Genomic DNA, 15,377 nt, shown 5'->3' with positions numbered 1-15,377 from the left:
AATGCGGCAAGGAGCCCTCGTGCCCATAGTTGAAATGGAACGTCGCCAGGTGGTGGTGATCGGTGCCGGTCCGTCCGGGGCCATCGCCGCCGCGCTGTTAAAGCGCAAAGGGCATGATGTATTGATTATCGAGCGCCAGCATTTTCCACGGTTCTCGATCGGCGAAAGCCTGCTGTCCCACTGCATCGACTTCATCGAAGAAGCCGGCATGCTCGACGCCGTGCAGGCTGCCGGTTTCCAGGTGAAAACCGGCGCCGCGTTCGCCTGGGGCGAGCGCTACAGCGCGTTTGATTTCAGCGATACCTTCAGCAACGGCAAGCCGACCACCTTCCAGGTGCAGCGCGGCGAATTCGACAAGTTGCTGGCCGATCAGGCGGCGCTGCAAGGCGTGGAGATCCGCTACGGCGAAACCATCGTCGGCGTCGATTTCAAAGGTGAAACCCACTACCTGCACGTACGCCGCGAGAACGGCAGCGAGTACCACCTCAAGGCCAAGTTCGTGCTCGACGCCAGCGGCTACGGCCGCGTGCTGCCGCGCCTGCTGGACCTGGAAGCACCGTCGGATTTTCCGGTGCGCCAGGCCGTGTTCACCCACATCGAAGACCGCATCGAACATCCTGGGTTTGATCGCACCAAGATCCTCATCACCACTCACCCGACCCAGCGCGATATCTGGTTCTGGAGCATACCGTTCAGCAACGGCCGCTGCTCGGTGGGCGTGGTCGCGGCCAAGGAGCATTTCGACGGCCGCGACGGCGACCTCGATGCCTGCCTGCGCGGGTTTATCGACGAAACCCCGAGCCTGTCCAACGTGCTGCAAAACGCCGTGTGGGACACGCCGGCGCGCACCATCGGCGGCTACTCGGCCAACGTCAAAACCTTGCACGGGCCGGGCTTTGCGCTGCTGGGCAACGCGGCAGAATTCCTCGACCCGGTGTTCTCGTCCGGCGTGACCATCGCCATGCGTTCGGCAAGCATGGCCGCCGCCCTGCTGCACCGCCAACTGACAGGCGAAACCGTGGACTGGCAAACCGAATTCGCCGAGCCATTGAAGCGCGGCGTCGACACCTTCCGCTGCTACGTCGAAGGCTGGTATGCCGGGACGTTCCAGGACGTGATCTACCACCCGGACAGCTCGCCGGAGATCCGCCGGATGATCTGCTCGATCCTCGCCGGCTACGCGTGGGATGAGCGCAATCCGTTTGTCAGCGAGCCCAAGCGACGCTTGCGGATGTTGTCGGAAATCTGTGCGAGTGAGCCGGTATGAGCAGTCAGTACCTGAGTAAAAACTACGTCGAAGAAACCAAGTTCGGCTTCTGGTTCCTGCGCAGCCACACCTGGCAGCACCATGTGCTGCGCGTGGCGATCAACGACCTGCGCAGCCTGTTCACCGACCCGCTGCCAGAGGTGCCGGTGCTGCTGGATGCCGGTTGCGGCCAGGGCAAGTCATTCCAATACCTGCGGCAGGTGTTCGCCCCCGCACGCCTGATCGGCCTTGACGCCGACCCCCACAGCCTGACACTGAGCCAGGCAGAAGCGGCGCGCCAGGGCATGGCCGTGGAGCTGATCGGCAGCGACTGCGCCACCCTCGATGTGCCGGATGAAAGCGTCGATATCCTGTTCTGCCACCAGACCTTTCACCACCTGGTCGAACAGCATCGCGCGCTCAAGGAGTTCTACCGTGTGCTCAAGCCGGGCGGGTACCTGCTGTTTGCCGAGTCCACCGAAGCCTATATCGACACCTGGGTGATCCGCTGGCTGTTCCGCCACCCGATGCATGTGCAGAAAAGCGCCGAGCAATACCTGGAGATGATCCGCGAACAGGGCTTTGAATTCGGCCCGCAGAACGTCTCGTACCCGTATCTGTGGTGGAGCCGTTCCAGCGATTTCGGCCTGCTCGAGCGCTGGGGCCTGCGCCAGGCGCCGCCGGTGGGCCAGCGCGAAGAAACCCTGGTCAACTGCGTGGCGCGCAAGCCCCTGGCGAGCGCGGCCACATGATCCGTGTGTTGCTGATCGGCTGCCTGTTGTTGCTGAGCGCCTGCGCCAGCCAGCCGCCGTTGCCGGAGAAAACCCCGAGCCTGGCGCTACCCCTGCAATTACACGTGCAGCGCTTGGCCGACGGCCAAAGCCAGGACTGGCTGCTGGTAATCCAGCGCGAAGGCGGCGGCATTCGCTGGTCGATGATGGACCCGCTGGGCATTCCCCAGGCCCGGCAAAAACTGATCGATGGGCAATGGCAGGCCGACGGCTTGCTGCCGCCCAATCCCCAGGCGCGCGAGCTGTTTGCCGCGTTGTTGTTTGCGCTGACCTCGGCGAATGACTTGCGCGCGCTGTATCCAACGGCGCAAGCGATGGACCTGACGCGCACCCTGCCGGGTCATTGGCAGATCGTGTATCAGTCGTCCGAGGTGTTCAGCGTGAACATCAGCGGCCAGCCCCTGAGCTACCGCATCACGCCGCTGGGAGCCGCGCAATGACGGCCTACCTCAATGCCCTCGGCGTGATCTGCGCCCTCGGCCGTGGCCAGGCCGAGGTCAGCCGCAGCCTGTTTGCCGGCGACTGCTCGGGCATGCGCGCCGAAAGCGGCTGGGTGCCGGAGCGTGTGTTGCCGGTTGGCGCTGTACACGGCGAGCTGGCGACTATCCCCGCCGAACTCGGCCAGCAGAGCAGCCGCAACAACCAGCTGCTGCTGGAAGCGGCGTTGCAGATCGAGGGCGAGATTCGCCAGGCAATCCACACCTACGGCGCGTCGCGGGTCGGGGTTGTGCTGGGCACCAGCACCTCAGGCATCGACGAGGCCAGCCGTGGCATCGCGCACTTCCTGCGGGAACACCAGTTCCCCGGCGACTACGATTACCAACAGCAGGAACTCAGCGCCCCGGCGAATTTCCTCGCCGACTGGCTGCAACTGAGCGGCCCGGCCTATGTGATTTCCACCGCCTGCACCTCCAGCGCCCGCGCGCTGATGAGTGCCCAGCGCCTGCTGGACCTGGGCGTGTGCGATGCGGTGATCTGCGGTGGCGTGGACAGTTTGTGCAAGCTCACGCTGAACGGCTTCAGCTCGCTGGAAGCGGTGTCGAACGAGCGCTGCAACCCGTTCTCGGTGAACCGTAACGGCATCAATATCGGCGAAGCGGCGGTGCTGTTTGTGATGAGCAAGGAGCCGGCGCCCATCGCCCTGCTGGGCAGCGGCGCCAGTTGCGATGCGCACCATATCTCCGCGCCCGAGCCCAGCGGCAAAGGCGCGTTGCAGTCGATGCGCAAGGCGTTGGCCAGCGCGAAATTGCAGCCTGGGCAGATCGGTTACCTGAACCTGCACGGCACCGCCACCCAGCACAACGACGCCATGGAAAGCCTGGCCGTCGCCAACCTGTTCCCCCACGGCGTGGCCTGCTCATCGACCAAGCCCATGAGCGGCCACACCCTTGGTGCAGCCGGTGCGTTGGAAGCGGCGTTCTGCTGGCTGAGCCTGCGCCACGACCAACTGCCGCCGCACGTGTGGGACGGCATGCCCGACCCGGCGCTGCCGGCCTTGCACTGGGCACGGCGCGGCGACACCCTGGAAAAACGCTGCCTGATGAGCAACTCGTTTGCCTTCGGCGGCAACAACGTCAGCCTGATTATCGGAGAGGCCCCATGACCCCTTGGCCACTCGCCGAACTGCTGCCCCATGCCGGCGACATGATCCTGATCGACCAGGTGCTGTCGTACGATGAAGAGCAGATTCGCACCCGCGTCACCGTCACCCCCGGCGGCCTGTTCAATCGCCCTGACGGCAGCCTGCCAGCCTGGGTCGGCATCGAGCTGATGGCGCAAAGCGTCGCCGCCTACGCCGGTTGCCGTGCGCGCCACAACGGCGAAGCCGTGGAACTGGGCTTCCTGTTGGGCACACGCAAGTTCGAGTGCAACGTGGAGCACTTCCCGGCCGGCGCCGAGTTGACCATCCACGGCCTGCGCTCCCTGGAAGACGACAACGGCATGGGTGTGTTCGAATGCCACCTCACCGGCGAAGGCATCCAGGCCAGTGCGCGCTTGAACGTATTCCGACCGCCCCAGGCGGCCACCTATTTAGATGAATCGAAGGACGTAACGCCATGACTGAATCCGTACTGGTCACCGGCTCCAGCCGTGGCATCGGCCGCGCCATCGCCCTGCGCCTGGCCCAGGCCGGGCATGACCTCGTGCTGCACTGCCGCAGCGGGCGTGCCGAAGCCGACGCGGTGCAAGTCGAAATCGAAGCCCTGGGCCGCAAGGCGCGGGTGCTGCAATTCGATGTGGCGGACCGGGCTGCGTGCAAGGAAATCCTCGAAGCCGATGTGGAGCAGCACGGCGCCTACTACGGCGTGGTGCTCAACGCTGGCCTGACCCGCGACGGCGCGTTTCCGGCGTTGTCGGAAGACGATTGGGACGTGGTGATGCGCACCAACCTCGACGGTTTCTACAACGTGCTGCACCCGGTGATGATGCCGATGATTCGGCGCCGCGCCGCCGGGCGTATCGTCTGCATCACGTCGGTGTCGGGGTTGATCGGCAACCGTGGCCAGGTCAATTACAGCGCCTCGAAAGCCGGCCTGATCGGCGCGGCCAAAGCCTTGGCGATTGAACTGGGCAAGCGCAAGATCACCGTCAACTGCGTCGCGCCGGGCTTGATCGACACCGCGATGCTGGATGAAAACGTACCGGTGGAAGAGCTGATGAAGATGATCCCGGCGCAACGCATGGGCACCCCGGAAGAGGTGGCCGGCGCGGTGAATTTCCTGATGTCGGCCGAAGCCGGCTATATCACCCGCCAGGTCCTGGCCGTGAATGGAGGCCTGTGCTGATGAAGCGCGTCGTCGTCACCGGCATGGCCGGCATGACCTCCCTGGGCGGCGATTGGGCCACCATCTCGGCCAACTTCCGCGCCAACCGCAGCGGCATCCGGCGCATGGACGAGTGGGACCGTTTCACCGAACTGAACACGCGCCTGGCCGGGCCGATTGACGATTTTGTCGTGCCGGCGCACTGGACGCGCAAGCAGCTGCGCAGCATGGGCCGCGTCTCGCGCCTGGCGGTGTGGGCGGCGGAGCAGGCGCTGCAGGACGCCGGTTTGCTCGGTGACGAGTCGATCAAGGACGGGCGCATGGGCGTGGCCTGTGGCTCGTCCACCGGCAGCACCGACGAGATCAAGGCGTTCGGCAATATGCTGCTGAACTCGGTGGCCGAGGGGCTGAACGCCAACTCCTATGTGCGCATGATGCCCCACACCACGGCGGCGAATATCAGCATTTTCTTTGGCCTGACCGGGCGGCTGATTCCTACGTCCAGCGCCTGCACCAGCGGCAGCCAGGGCATCGGCTACGCCTATGAGGCGATCAAGTTCGGCCGCTTGCCGTTGATGCTCGCCGGCGGTGCCGAAGAGCTGTGCCCCACCGAAGCCATGGTGTTCGATGCGCTCTACGCCACCAGCCTGAAAAACGATGCGCCGCAGACCAGCCCACGTCCCTACGACAGCGGCCGCGATGGCCTGGTGATCGGCGAAGGCGGCGGCATGCTGGTGTTGGAAGAACTGGAACATGCGCTGGCGCGCGGTGCGCATATCCACGCGGAACTGGTCGGTTTCGGCAGCAACGCCGACGGCCAGCACACCACCCGCCCGGAACAGAAAACCATGCGCCGTGCGATGGAGCTGGCGCTGGAAGACGCCGGCCTGGAGCCATCCGCCATCGGCTACGTCAACGGCCATGGCACCGCCACCGATCAAGGCGACGTCGCCGAGACCCTGGCCACCCACGCCCTGTTCGGCAGCCGCATGCCCATCAGTTCGCAGAAGAGCTTCCTCGGCCACACCTTGGGTGCGTGCGGCGCGCTGGAGTCGTGGTTCAGCATCGAGATGATGAACAGCGACAGGTATGTACACACCTTCAACCTGGATACCGTCGACCCGCAATGCGGCGAACTGGACTACCTACAAGGTGAATTCCGCGAGATGCACCACGACTACGTGATGAACAACAACTTTGCCTTTGGCGGCGTCAACACGTCGCTGATCTTCCGCCGCTGGTCTTGAATATTTAATCGATTGGAGAATACGGAATGTCTTCCTTGCTACGCGCCACCTTGATTACCCTGGCCCTGCTGACCACCGCCGGCTGCACCAACAAGCCGGTGCTCAACACCCAGCACGAACTGCCGGCCGACGTCCAAATCGGCGAAGAAAAAATGAAGAAGGTCATCCTCAGCGCGCTGCAAAAACGCGACTGGACCGTGCAGCGCCTGAGCCCGCAACTGGTGCAGGCCGAGATCACCATCCGCAACCAGTACTACGCGGCCATCGACATCCGCTACACCCGCAACAGCTATGCCATCACCTACCGCGACAGCCGCGCCCTGGGCTACAAGGACGGCAAGATCCATCGCAACTACAACCGTTGGGTGAACAACCTCGACAGCGACATCATGGCCGGGCTGCGCAGCAATGGCGCGAACGAGGCAGGGTCGGCGGCGCAGTTGTTTGAGCAGACGGGCACTACCAAGTAAAACTGAGACTTAGGCTTCTCTAGAAACGACAAAGGGCGCCTTTCGGCGCCCTCTTCACAAACAGGTTGGCTTGTCATCGCCGCGTCCTGCCTGGCTCTGCGATGGCTGGTTACCCAGGATCCTCAGAGTCTCACAAGCCCCTTTCGGGAACGTGGGCAGTATGCCTGAAAACAATTCGCCTGCAATCGGTGGCAAAAAGCCGCTCGTCCATCGCCACACTCATCGCAAGCCAAGCGCACAGCGCACCGCCGCTTTTATCGCGTGAAACTGTTCACTGGTGAGTTCGGCGATTTTGTAAGTTCGTTTGCCATGCCGATCCTTGCTCTTGATTCGGTCTAACCGACCTAGACTGACGGTCGCCACAATGTCGCATTTTGCCCAGCAAATCGGACTCGCTCCCTGAAGGTGACTGTCGAGTTGCAAATGATGCTCCAAAACCGTCTGTGGTGCGGTAGTGCTCAGGGGCACCACCGTCACCAGCAGCTTATTGGTGCGATGCTTGCGGATCACAATAACGGGCCGGATCTTGATGATTTCCGGGACCTCATAGCCTCGAAAATCACAAATCAACACGCTGCCCTCCTTGGGCTGGTAGAGAAGTGCCATCCATATCACTCGCTTGAGAAAAAGCGATTCTGCGCAACTTTCCGGCGAATCACTAAGCCGGTTGCGTTACCTGATATGTGACCATGCCTACACGCTGGCCTTACGCGTCAACAACTCCACAAACCCTTCTGCCATCGGCGTCTGCACGCCCTTGCGCTGCACCAGCCACACCGCCGTCACCGCCTCCTCATCCAGCAACGTGCGATAGACCACGCCATCAATGCGGATGCGCTGATAAGACGCCGGCAGCACCGACACCCCCAATCCCGCTGCCACCAGGCCGATGATGGTCATCGCCTCTCCCGCCTCCTGGGCGAAGTGCGGGCTGAAGCCGGCGTCCCGCGCCAAGTTGATTAGTTGTGCGTAGAGACCACTGCCGTAGCTGCGTGGGAAAAACACGAACGGTTCCTCGGCCAACTGCGCCAGGTACAAGCCACGTTCGCTGCCGTCCACCAACGGGTGGTCGGCGTTCAACACGGCCACCAGCGGTTCGCGCATCAACTCGACCACACTCAGCGAATCCGGCAACGGCAGCGGGCGCATCAGGCCGACCTGGATCGACTCGTCCACCAGCGACTCGGCCACCTGGGTGCTGCTCATCTCCTGCAAGTTGAGGTGCACCGCCGGGAACGCCTGGCGGAACGCAAAAATCGCTTGGGGAATACTGGCGTTGAACGGCGCCGACGAGGTGAAGCCGATCTTCAGTTCCCCCAGCTCACCCAACTGCGCCCGTCGCGCCACATCTGCCGCCTTGTCCACCTGGGCCAGCACCAATCGCGCCTCATGCAGGAACAAGCGCCCCGCCTCGCTCAGCTCGACCCGACGGTTGGTACGCTCGAACAAGCGCGCGCCCACCTGCTGCTCCAGCGCCTGGATCTGCTGGCTCAGCGGCGGTTGCGAGATGCCCAGCACCTGCGCGGCGCGGCCGAAATGCAGTTCTTCGGCGACGGCGATGAAGTACCGCAGATGTCGTAATTCCATGCCAGCCTCATTAGGTCGTAAAAGCTCTCAAACAGGTCGAACAATATATTGGAAAGAATCATTAGCCAGCTATATTCTTTTTTGCATGGCCGGTCCTGGCCCGCTTTTCCTCCCCGAGGTCCCCGTGAATTCTGCTGTCGCTCCACTCGCTCAAGAAGTCCCGCCCACTGCCCTGGATGAGGTGGTGGCCCAGCTCAATGACGCGTACATCGAAAAAGGCACGCCGATGTTCATGCGCACGGTGCTGGCGCTGTTCTCCGGCGGTTTTGCCACCTTTGCCCTGCTGTATTGCGTGCAGCCGATGATGCCGGCGCTGTCCCACGAGTTTTCCATCAATGCGGCGCAAAGCAGCCTGATCTTGTCGGTCGCCACCGCAATGCTTGCCTGTGGCCTGCTAATCACCGGGCCGATTTCCGACCGCTTGGGCCGCAAGCCGGTGATGGTTTCAGCGCTGTTCTGCGCCGCGCTGGCGACCATCGCCAGTGGCTTGATGCCGACGTGGGAAGGGATTCTGCTGATGCGCGCGTTGGTGGGCTTGTCATTGAGCGGCCTGGCCGCCGTCGCGATGACCTACCTGAGCGAAGAGATCCACCCGCAACACATCGGCCTGGCCATGGGCTTGTACATCGGTGGCAACGCGATTGGCGGCATGAGCGGGCGCTTAATCATGGGCGTGCTGATCGACTTCGTCAGTTGGCACACCGCCACATTAATCATCGGCGCCCTGGCGCTGATCGCCGCCACGGTGTTCTGGAAGATCCTCCCCGAATCGCGCAACTTCCGCGCCAGCAGCCTCAAGCCGCGCAGCCTGCTGGATGGGTTTGTCATGCACTTCAAGGACGCCGGCCTGCCGTGGCTGTTCCTCGAAGCGTTCCTGCTGATGGGCGCGTTCGTGACGATGTTCAACTACATCGGCTATCGCCTGCTGGGCGATCCGTATGACTTGAGCCAAGCCGTGGTCGGCCTGCTGTCGCTGGTGTACCTCTCGGGCATCTACAGCTCGGCGAAAATCGGTTCCCTCGCCGACCGCCTCGGCCGCCGCCGTGTGCTGTGGGCCACCATCGTGCTGATGCTCGCCGGTATCGCCCTGACCCTGTTTACGCCGCTGTGGCTGGTGGTGCCGGGCATGCTGATCTTCACCTTCGGCTTCTTCGGCGCGCACTCGGTGGCCAGCAGCTGGATCGGCCGCCGCGCGGTGAAGGCCAAGGGGCAGGCGTCGTCGTTGTATCTGTTCTGCTATTACGCGGGATCGAGCGTGGCAGGGACGGCGGGCGGGTTCTTCTGGCATTACGCCGAGTGGAATGGGATTGGTGGGTTTATCGTGGCGTTGTTGATTGGGGCGTTGCTGGTGGCGTTGAAGTTGGCGAAGTTGCCGCCGTTGGGAAAAGTACAGAGCTGACACGGCACTGTTTTAAATGTGGGAGCGGGCTTGTGTGGGAGCGGGCTTGCTCGCGAATGCGGTGTGTCAGTCACAGATAATTTGACTGACCCACCGCCTTCGCGAGCAAGCCCGCTCCCACATTTGGATCTCCGTCTGACTGGGGAACTGTGGGAAACCTCCTGAAATATTGATCACTGCCCTGTCAGGCAGCAGAGTGTTCTACCCTCCCAACCTCCACCCCACCCGGTCGAACGCTATGAACTGGCATCGCCATCTTCTACTGCTCTGCACATTCCTCATCTCCCCGCTGGCCCTGGCCAGCACCGTCCTCGAAAACCCGCTATGGCGCATCGAACTCGACCCCGCAACCCTCGCCATCCGCGTCACGCCCAACGGCCAGGCGCCGGTGCAGGCCTCCAGCGGCGTTGCCGCGCGCGCCGTCAGTGAACTCGCGCAGGACACCCAACAAGCCAGTTGGCAGTGGGGCGCTTTTCGCGTGACGGCCAGCCTTGCGCAACGCGACCTGATGCTTGCCATCACCGCACGCGAACCGGGTGAATCACCCATCCTTCAACAACCCGCCAGCGCCCTAGGCAAGGGCTTGATCTGGCCATTGGCCGAAGGGCATTACGTGCCCACCGACAATGCCGTGTGGAAAGCCTTTCTGCTGGAGCAGGGCGACATCAACACCACCCAGGACCTCAGCCTGCCGTTGTGGGGCATGGACCACGGCGGCTTTACCTTGAACTGGTTGTTGACCAACCCCTACAACAACCGATTGCGTTGGCAGGCGGACCAGGGGTTGTCGGTAAGCCATGAATTCACCGCACTGGATCCCGCCGCGCCCATGACCCTGTTGCTGCATTTGGGCGATGCCGACCCCTTGGCAGGTGCCAAACGCTATCGCCAATGGCTGGTTGAGCAGGGCCGTTATGAGCCGCTTGCGGATAAGTTGCAGCAGACACCCGATGGCGGGAAATTGCTGGGGGCCAGCCACGTCTATCTGTGGGGCAATGATCTGTTGGCCCTGGATGATGTGCAGGACTGGCCGCTGCTGCTCAAGCGCCTGCGCACCCATGAACTCAAAGGTCTGCTGGACAAGGAATCGACGAAAGCCTTGGCACAGACCACGCAGCTCAATCGCTATGAACAGACGGTGTTGCTCCGTGGCCTCAACGCTGCGATCAACAAAAAAGCCCGGCAAAGCTGGCAGGTGGACGAGCCCGATATGACGCGCCTCGCTGCGCGCTATGGCGAGCTTCGCAACGAACTGGCCGTTGCGTTTGCCGGGGCGCTGCGCGACGGCCCGGGCACGTGGGGCAACCAGACGATCCAGGCATTGAGCCGTGCAGGTCTCCCACGCTTGCTGGTGACCCTGGGCGAAGGCTGGGAAGGCGGCCTGTGGCACCCCGAAGCGATTCGCGCCGGTGTCGATGCCGGGTTTTTGATGGCGCCCTACGACTCCTATGAGACGGCGTTATCGGCCACGGAAAATCCTGACTGGACCACCGCACACCTGGGCCGCAAGGCCCACCGTGACTGCGCGATCGTGCTCAAGAGCGGCCAGCTCAAGGCCGGCTTCCAGCAGTCCGGTCACTACACCGACCCGCGTTGCGTACGGCCCTTGCTCGAAGCCCGGGTGAAAGCCGTGCAGGCAAAGGCCGGCTTCAACGCCTGGTTCCTCGATGCCTACGCCACCAGCATGGTGTTCGACAGTTACCGTGATGGCGCCCGCATGACCCAGGCACAGAATGCCGAAGGCAATATCGACGCCTCCCGCTGGCTGAGTAGCGCACTCAAACTGCCCGCTGGCTCCGAAGACGGCAACGCGATCACCGCCCAGGGCATCCTGTTCGCCCATGGCATGCAGACGCCGGTGATTGGCTGGGGTGACCCGGCGATGACGAAGGACAAGCAATCACCCTATTACGTAGGCAACTGGTACCCACCGGAGCAACCTGCGGTGTTCTTCAAGCCGGTGCCGTTGAACGAGCCCTTTCGTACGATCCATTTCGAACCAAGCATGCGCTTGCCGTTGTACCAGGCGGTGTTCCATGGTTCGGTGATTACCACCCATCACTGGCTGTTCGACAGCCTCAAGCTGAGCAATGTGCGGGCCGAGAATGAGCTGATGCAACTGCTCTACAACGTGCCGCCGCTCTACCACCTGAGTGCTGCGACGGTTGAGCAGCGGTTGCCGCTGATGGCGCGCCAGGACCGGTTTTTCCGGCCGTTGCACCAGCGTTTGGCGACGCAGGCCATGACCGGGTTTCGCTGGTTGACGGCGGATCGGTTGGTGCAGGAAACCACGTTTGCGGATGGCACGCGGTTGGTGGCGAATTTTGCGGCGACCCCAAGAGAGGGTTATGCCGCGCACAGTGTTACGGCGTTGGTGGTGGGTGAGAAGCCGGTGGAGTATCAGGTCGATTAGCGGTGCCTTTGAGACCTTCGCGAGCAAGCCCGCTCCCACATTTGACCGAGTTCCAACTTTGGAATGCGTTCAAATGTGGGAGCGGGCTTGCTCGCGAAGACGTCAGACCAGACAGCGCTAAAGCTTGCGCCACACGCTGGCCAACCAAGGCTGCTGCTCCCGCGGCAACCCCGCCGGCCGGTAGTAATGCTCCAACTCCACAAACCCCGCCTCGACCAGCAATGTTTGCCACGCTTCGAGGTCGTGATACGACCCATACCGTGGCCCATTCCAACCCTCCTGGTTCTCACCCCGAGGGTTGGAGCTGAACAACACGCCGCCCGCCTTCAACGCCCCATGCAGTTGCTTGAGCACACGCGGCAGTTCCTGCTTGGGAATATGAAACAGCACCGCATTGGCAAAGATCCCGTCGAAGCGTTCAGCCGGCAGGTCCAGCTTGAGGAAGTCCTGCTGCAACACCTCGCAGCCGCTGTCTTCGCGCGCCATCTGCGCAAAGCGCTCCGAGCCGTCCAGGCCCACGGCGATATGCCCCATGCGCGTGAACGCCTGCAAGTCGCGCCCCGGGCCGCAGCCGAAATCCAGCACGGTAAACGGCGCCGTGCCCTGGATGTGGCGCAGCAGCGCGTCGATGTTCTGGCTCACATCGTGGTCGCGGGTGCCGGCACGGAAGTCCTCGGCCACCTTGTTGTAGTGGCCGAGGGTGGTGGCGGTGATCTGGTCGAGGTCGTCGGGCTTGAGTGACATAGCGGGCGATACCGAGTGCGGAGATGCCCCGACTATACCTCAGCGCTTGTTCAGCACCCGCGCCAACCGATCGCCGCCGAGCTGGATGAACGCCACCAGCACCACCAGCAGCACGATCACCGTCAGCATGATCTGCGTATCAAAGCGCTGATAGCCGTAGCGATAGGCAATGTCGCCCAGGCCACCGGCGCCAATCGCCCCGGCCATGGCCGAGGAGTTAATCATCGTCACCAGGGTGATGGTGAACCCGCCGACAATCCCCGGCAGCGCTTCCGGCAACAGCACGTGCCAGATGATGTGCCAGCGCCGGCAGCCCATGGCCTGGGCGGCTTCAATCAGGCCATGATCGACCTCGCGCAGGCTCACCTCGGCAATCCGCGCAAAGAACGGCGTGGCGGCGATGGTCAGCGGGACCACCGCCGCCCACACGCCGTAGGTGGTGCCGACGATCAGCCGGGTGAACGGGATCAGCGCCACCATCAGGATCAGGAACGGAATCGAACGGAACAGATTGACGAACGCCCCCAGCACGCGGTTCAACGCCGGTGCCTGGTAGATGCCGCCCTTGTCGCTGGTCACCAGGAACACCGCCAGCGGAATCCCCACCAGCAGCGCGATCAACGACGACACACCGACCATCAACAAGGTGTCGATGGCGCCCTGCAATAAACGATCAAACCACATAGCCCAGCACCTCTGCCTGTTGTGCCCAATTGCCGGCGCGCTGGCGCAATTCATCGGCGCTGTGGGACGCGCCACTCACCGCCAGCAGCAATTGCCCCAAGGCATGGCCCTGGATGCGTTCCACGCCGCCCTGCAGCAAGCGCACGCGCCCGCCGAGGGCGCTGAACAGCGCGGCCAGGTCGGGCTCGTCGGTGTCGCTGCCGGTGAAACGCAAGCGCAACACTACCGCCGCCTCGGCCGACGTCGAAGTGGCTTGCAAACGGCTTTGCAGTTCCTCCGGCAAGCCGTGTTGCAGGGGCGCCAGCAGGGTTTTGCTGACCTCATGTTGCGGGTCGCCAAACACCCGCCACACCGGGCCCTGCTCGACGATGTGGCCGTGTTCCAGCACCACCACGCGGTCGCAGATCTCGCGGATCACCGCCATCTCGTGGGTAATCAGCACGATGGTCAGGCCCAGGCGCCGGTTGATCTCGCGCAGCAGGCCGAGGATCGACTGGGTGGTCTCCGGGTCGAGGGCCGACGTGGCCTCGTCGCACAGCAAAATCTCGGGGTCGTGCACCAGCGAGCGGGCGATGCCCACGCGCTGTTTCTGTCCGCCGGACAGCTGCGCCGGATACGCCTTGTGCTTGTCCTGCAAGCCCACCAGTTCCAGCAACTCGCGCACCTTCTGCTCGCGTTGCGGCTTGGGCACGCCGGCGACTTTCAGCGGCAGCTCGACGTTCTGCCACACGGTCTTGGCCGACATCAGGTTGAAGTGCTGGAAGATCATGCCGATGCGCCGACGCAACGCCACCAGGCGGTCTTCGTCGAAGTCGCCGATGTCCACCTGATCGATCAGCACCCGCCCGCTGCTGGGTTGTTCCAGGCGGTTGATGGTGCGGATCAACGAGGACTTGCCGGCGCCGCTGCGGCCGATGATGCCGAACACTTCACCGCGCTGGATCGCCAGGTCAATGCCTTGCAGGGCATGCACCTTGCCGTCGTAGCTCTTGCCCAGGTTGATAAAACGCACATGGGCGCGGTTCAGGTCCGGGTGCAGTTCGGTCTGCTCGGCGTCCCTGGGCGGTGTGCCCAGGTCGCGCAGTTGGGAGTGGGCGGCGGTCATTTTTTCGCTTCCCAGCCGACTTGGTAGAGCTTGCCGAGGGATTTATCCAACGCGGCGCGCACCACAGGCGAGTGCTGGTAGATATCGACGAACTTGATAACCCGCGGGTCGGTGGTGCCCTTGGGCTGGGTGACGAACTGGATCACGTATTCCGGGTGGTCGAGGCCGTCGAACAGCAGCGCCGACTCGGCATCGAAGGTCTTGGACAGGCGGATATAGGCCGGGTAGCCCTGCACCAGGTCCGCATCGTCATAGGCGCGCACCAGTTGCACGGCTTCGACTTGCAGGATCTTGATCTTTTTCGGGTTGCTGACGATGTCTTCTTCAGTGGCCTTGTAACCCACGCCCGGCTTGAGGGTGATTAGCCCCGCCTTGGCCAGCAGCTGCAAGCCGCGCCCGCTGTTGATCGGGTCGTTGGCGATGGCCACGCTGGCGCCTTGGGGCAGGTCGTTGAGGCTTTTGAATTTTTTCGAGTAGAGGCCGACGTTGTTGATGATCCCCGGCGCGTACGGCACCAGGTCAAAACCGGCGGCAGCCTTGGCGTTTTCCAGGAACGGGATGTGCTGGAAGTAGTTCACGTCGATATCACCGGCGGCCAGGCTGACGTTGGGCGCGATCCAGTCGGTGAACTCCACCAGTTCGACTTTCAGGCCTTGCTTGCCGGCTTCGGCAACGGCGGCTTCCAGGGGAATGGCGAAGGCGGCGGTGGTGCCGACTTTCAGCGGCGCGTCGCTGGCGAACACCGCCGAGCTGAACAGGCCGAGGGCCAGGGCCAGTGCTTTGACTGGGTGGGAGAGCAGGGTTTTTTTCATAGTGGTTTTCCAGTCATAAGATTTAGGTCAGAACAATGCGGTCTACTGTGGGAGCTGGCTTGCCTGCGATAGCGGTCTGTCAGGCAACTCTTTTTTGCTGACCCACCGCTATCG

At 63.0% G+C, this 15,377-nt stretch carries 16 protein-coding genes; 10 read left to right on the top strand and 6 right to left on the bottom strand.

From position 1 onward, the window contains the following. The first annotated feature begins 19 nt into the window (after nucleotides 1-19). The 8 genes from NUV89_RS14570 to NUV89_RS14535 are packed head-to-tail and all read left to right on the top strand — an operon-like array spanning nucleotide 20 to nucleotide 6,519. Nucleotides 20-1,267 carry an NAD(P)/FAD-dependent oxidoreductase gene (locus NUV89_RS14570; RefSeq protein WP_257781870.1) on the top strand — a complete coding sequence of 416 codons (1,248 nt, stop codon included), beginning with the start codon at nucleotides 20-22 and terminating at the stop codon, nucleotides 1,265-1,267. Beyond that, entirely contained in the window at nucleotides 1,264-1,998 is a 735-nt protein-coding gene (locus tag NUV89_RS14565; RefSeq protein ID WP_257781869.1) for a class I SAM-dependent methyltransferase, read from the top strand. Before NUV89_RS14570 ends, NUV89_RS14565 begins: the two co-directional genes overlap by 4 nt. Next, entirely contained in the window at nucleotides 1,995-2,477 is a 483-nt protein-coding gene (locus NUV89_RS14560) for a hypothetical protein (protein ID WP_257781868.1), read from the top strand. Before NUV89_RS14565 ends, NUV89_RS14560 begins: the two co-directional genes overlap by 4 nt. Next, on the top strand, nucleotides 2,474-3,640 hold the full coding sequence (locus NUV89_RS14555; RefSeq protein ID WP_257781867.1) for a beta-ketoacyl-[acyl-carrier-protein] synthase family protein: 1,167 nt from the start codon (nucleotides 2,474-2,476) through the stop codon (nucleotides 3,638-3,640). Before NUV89_RS14560 ends, NUV89_RS14555 begins: the two co-directional genes overlap by 4 nt. Next, a complete protein-coding gene (locus tag NUV89_RS14550; RefSeq protein ID WP_257781866.1) occupies nucleotides 3,637-4,098 on the top strand; it encodes a hotdog family protein in 462 nt (153 codons plus the stop codon). The genes NUV89_RS14555 and NUV89_RS14550 overlap by 4 nt, the downstream gene beginning before the upstream one ends. Next, the gene (gene fabG, locus NUV89_RS14545) at nucleotides 4,095-4,823 is read left to right on the top strand and encodes a 3-oxoacyl-ACP reductase FabG (protein WP_257781865.1); all 729 of its coding nucleotides are present in this window, start codon (nucleotides 4,095-4,097) and stop codon (nucleotides 4,821-4,823) included. The genes NUV89_RS14550 and fabG overlap by 4 nt, the downstream gene beginning before the upstream one ends. Next, nucleotides 4,823-6,049 carry a beta-ketoacyl-ACP synthase gene (locus NUV89_RS14540; RefSeq protein ID WP_257781864.1) on the top strand — a complete coding sequence of 409 codons (1,227 nt, stop codon included), beginning with the start codon at nucleotides 4,823-4,825 and terminating at the stop codon, nucleotides 6,047-6,049. Before fabG ends, NUV89_RS14540 begins: the two co-directional genes overlap by 1 nt. Nucleotides 6,050-6,075: 26 nt before the next feature. After that, a complete protein-coding gene (locus tag NUV89_RS14535) occupies nucleotides 6,076-6,519 on the top strand; it encodes a hypothetical protein (RefSeq protein WP_257781863.1) in 444 nt (147 codons plus the stop codon). A gap of 219 nt (nucleotides 6,520-6,738) precedes the next feature. Here the strand turns inward: NUV89_RS14535 and NUV89_RS14530 are convergent, their stop codons facing one another. Together NUV89_RS14530 and NUV89_RS14525 are read right to left on the bottom strand one after the other, a co-directional pair. Then, on the bottom strand, nucleotides 6,739-7,125 hold the full coding sequence (locus tag NUV89_RS14530; RefSeq protein WP_257781862.1) for a type II toxin-antitoxin system PemK/MazF family toxin: 387 nt from the start codon (nucleotides 7,123-7,125) through the stop codon (nucleotides 6,739-6,741). A gap of 87 nt (nucleotides 7,126-7,212) precedes the next feature. Beyond that, nucleotides 7,213-8,106, bottom strand: a complete 894-nt coding sequence (locus NUV89_RS14525) for a LysR family transcriptional regulator (RefSeq protein ID WP_257781861.1) — start codon at nucleotides 8,104-8,106, stop codon at nucleotides 7,213-7,215. 172 nt (nucleotides 8,107-8,278) lie between these two features. Here NUV89_RS14525 and NUV89_RS14520 point away from each other — a divergent pair, with 172 nt between their 5' ends. Beyond that, complete coding sequence (locus NUV89_RS14520; RefSeq protein WP_374684501.1) at nucleotides 8,279-9,505, top strand: MFS transporter; 1,227 nt, start codon at nucleotides 8,279-8,281, stop codon at nucleotides 9,503-9,505. A 238-nt stretch (nucleotides 9,506-9,743) separates the two neighbouring features. Continuing rightward, nucleotides 9,744-11,918, top strand: a complete 2,175-nt coding sequence (locus NUV89_RS14515; RefSeq protein ID WP_257781859.1) for a glycoside hydrolase — start codon at nucleotides 9,744-9,746, stop codon at nucleotides 11,916-11,918. Nucleotides 11,919-12,035: 117 nt separating this feature from the next. On the opposite strand, the gene NUV89_RS14510 is transcribed toward NUV89_RS14515, so the two are convergent. Genes NUV89_RS14510 through NUV89_RS14495 form a run of 4 tightly spaced genes read right to left on the bottom strand, consistent with a single transcriptional unit; the run spans nucleotide 12,036 to nucleotide 15,263 of the window. Then, nucleotides 12,036-12,662 carry a bifunctional 2-polyprenyl-6-hydroxyphenol methylase/3-demethylubiquinol 3-O-methyltransferase UbiG gene (locus NUV89_RS14510; protein WP_257781858.1) on the bottom strand — a complete coding sequence of 209 codons (627 nt, stop codon included), beginning with the start codon at nucleotides 12,660-12,662 and terminating at the stop codon, nucleotides 12,036-12,038. A 39-nt stretch (nucleotides 12,663-12,701) separates the two neighbouring features. Further along, a complete protein-coding gene (locus NUV89_RS14505) occupies nucleotides 12,702-13,346 on the bottom strand; it encodes a methionine ABC transporter permease (protein WP_017736886.1) in 645 nt (214 codons plus the stop codon). Next, nucleotides 13,336-14,451 (bottom strand): methionine ABC transporter ATP-binding protein, encoded by a 1,116-nt coding sequence (locus NUV89_RS14500; RefSeq protein ID WP_257781857.1) that lies wholly within the window; start codon nucleotides 14,449-14,451, stop codon nucleotides 13,336-13,338. Before NUV89_RS14500 ends, NUV89_RS14505 begins: the two co-directional genes overlap by 11 nt. After that, the gene (locus NUV89_RS14495; protein ID WP_257781856.1) at nucleotides 14,448-15,263 is read right to left on the bottom strand and encodes a MetQ/NlpA family ABC transporter substrate-binding protein; all 816 of its coding nucleotides are present in this window, start codon (nucleotides 15,261-15,263) and stop codon (nucleotides 14,448-14,450) included. The genes NUV89_RS14500 and NUV89_RS14495 overlap by 4 nt, the downstream gene beginning before the upstream one ends. Nucleotides 15,264-15,377: the final 114 nt, after the last annotated feature.

The sequence above is a fragment of the Pseudomonas sp. 18.1.10 genome (assembly GCF_024655625.1).
Taxonomy (GTDB): domain Bacteria; phylum Pseudomonadota; class Gammaproteobacteria; order Pseudomonadales; family Pseudomonadaceae; genus Aquipseudomonas.
The sequence above is the reverse complement of the archived record's forward strand: the minus strand, read 5'-3'. Positions and strand labels throughout refer to the sequence as shown.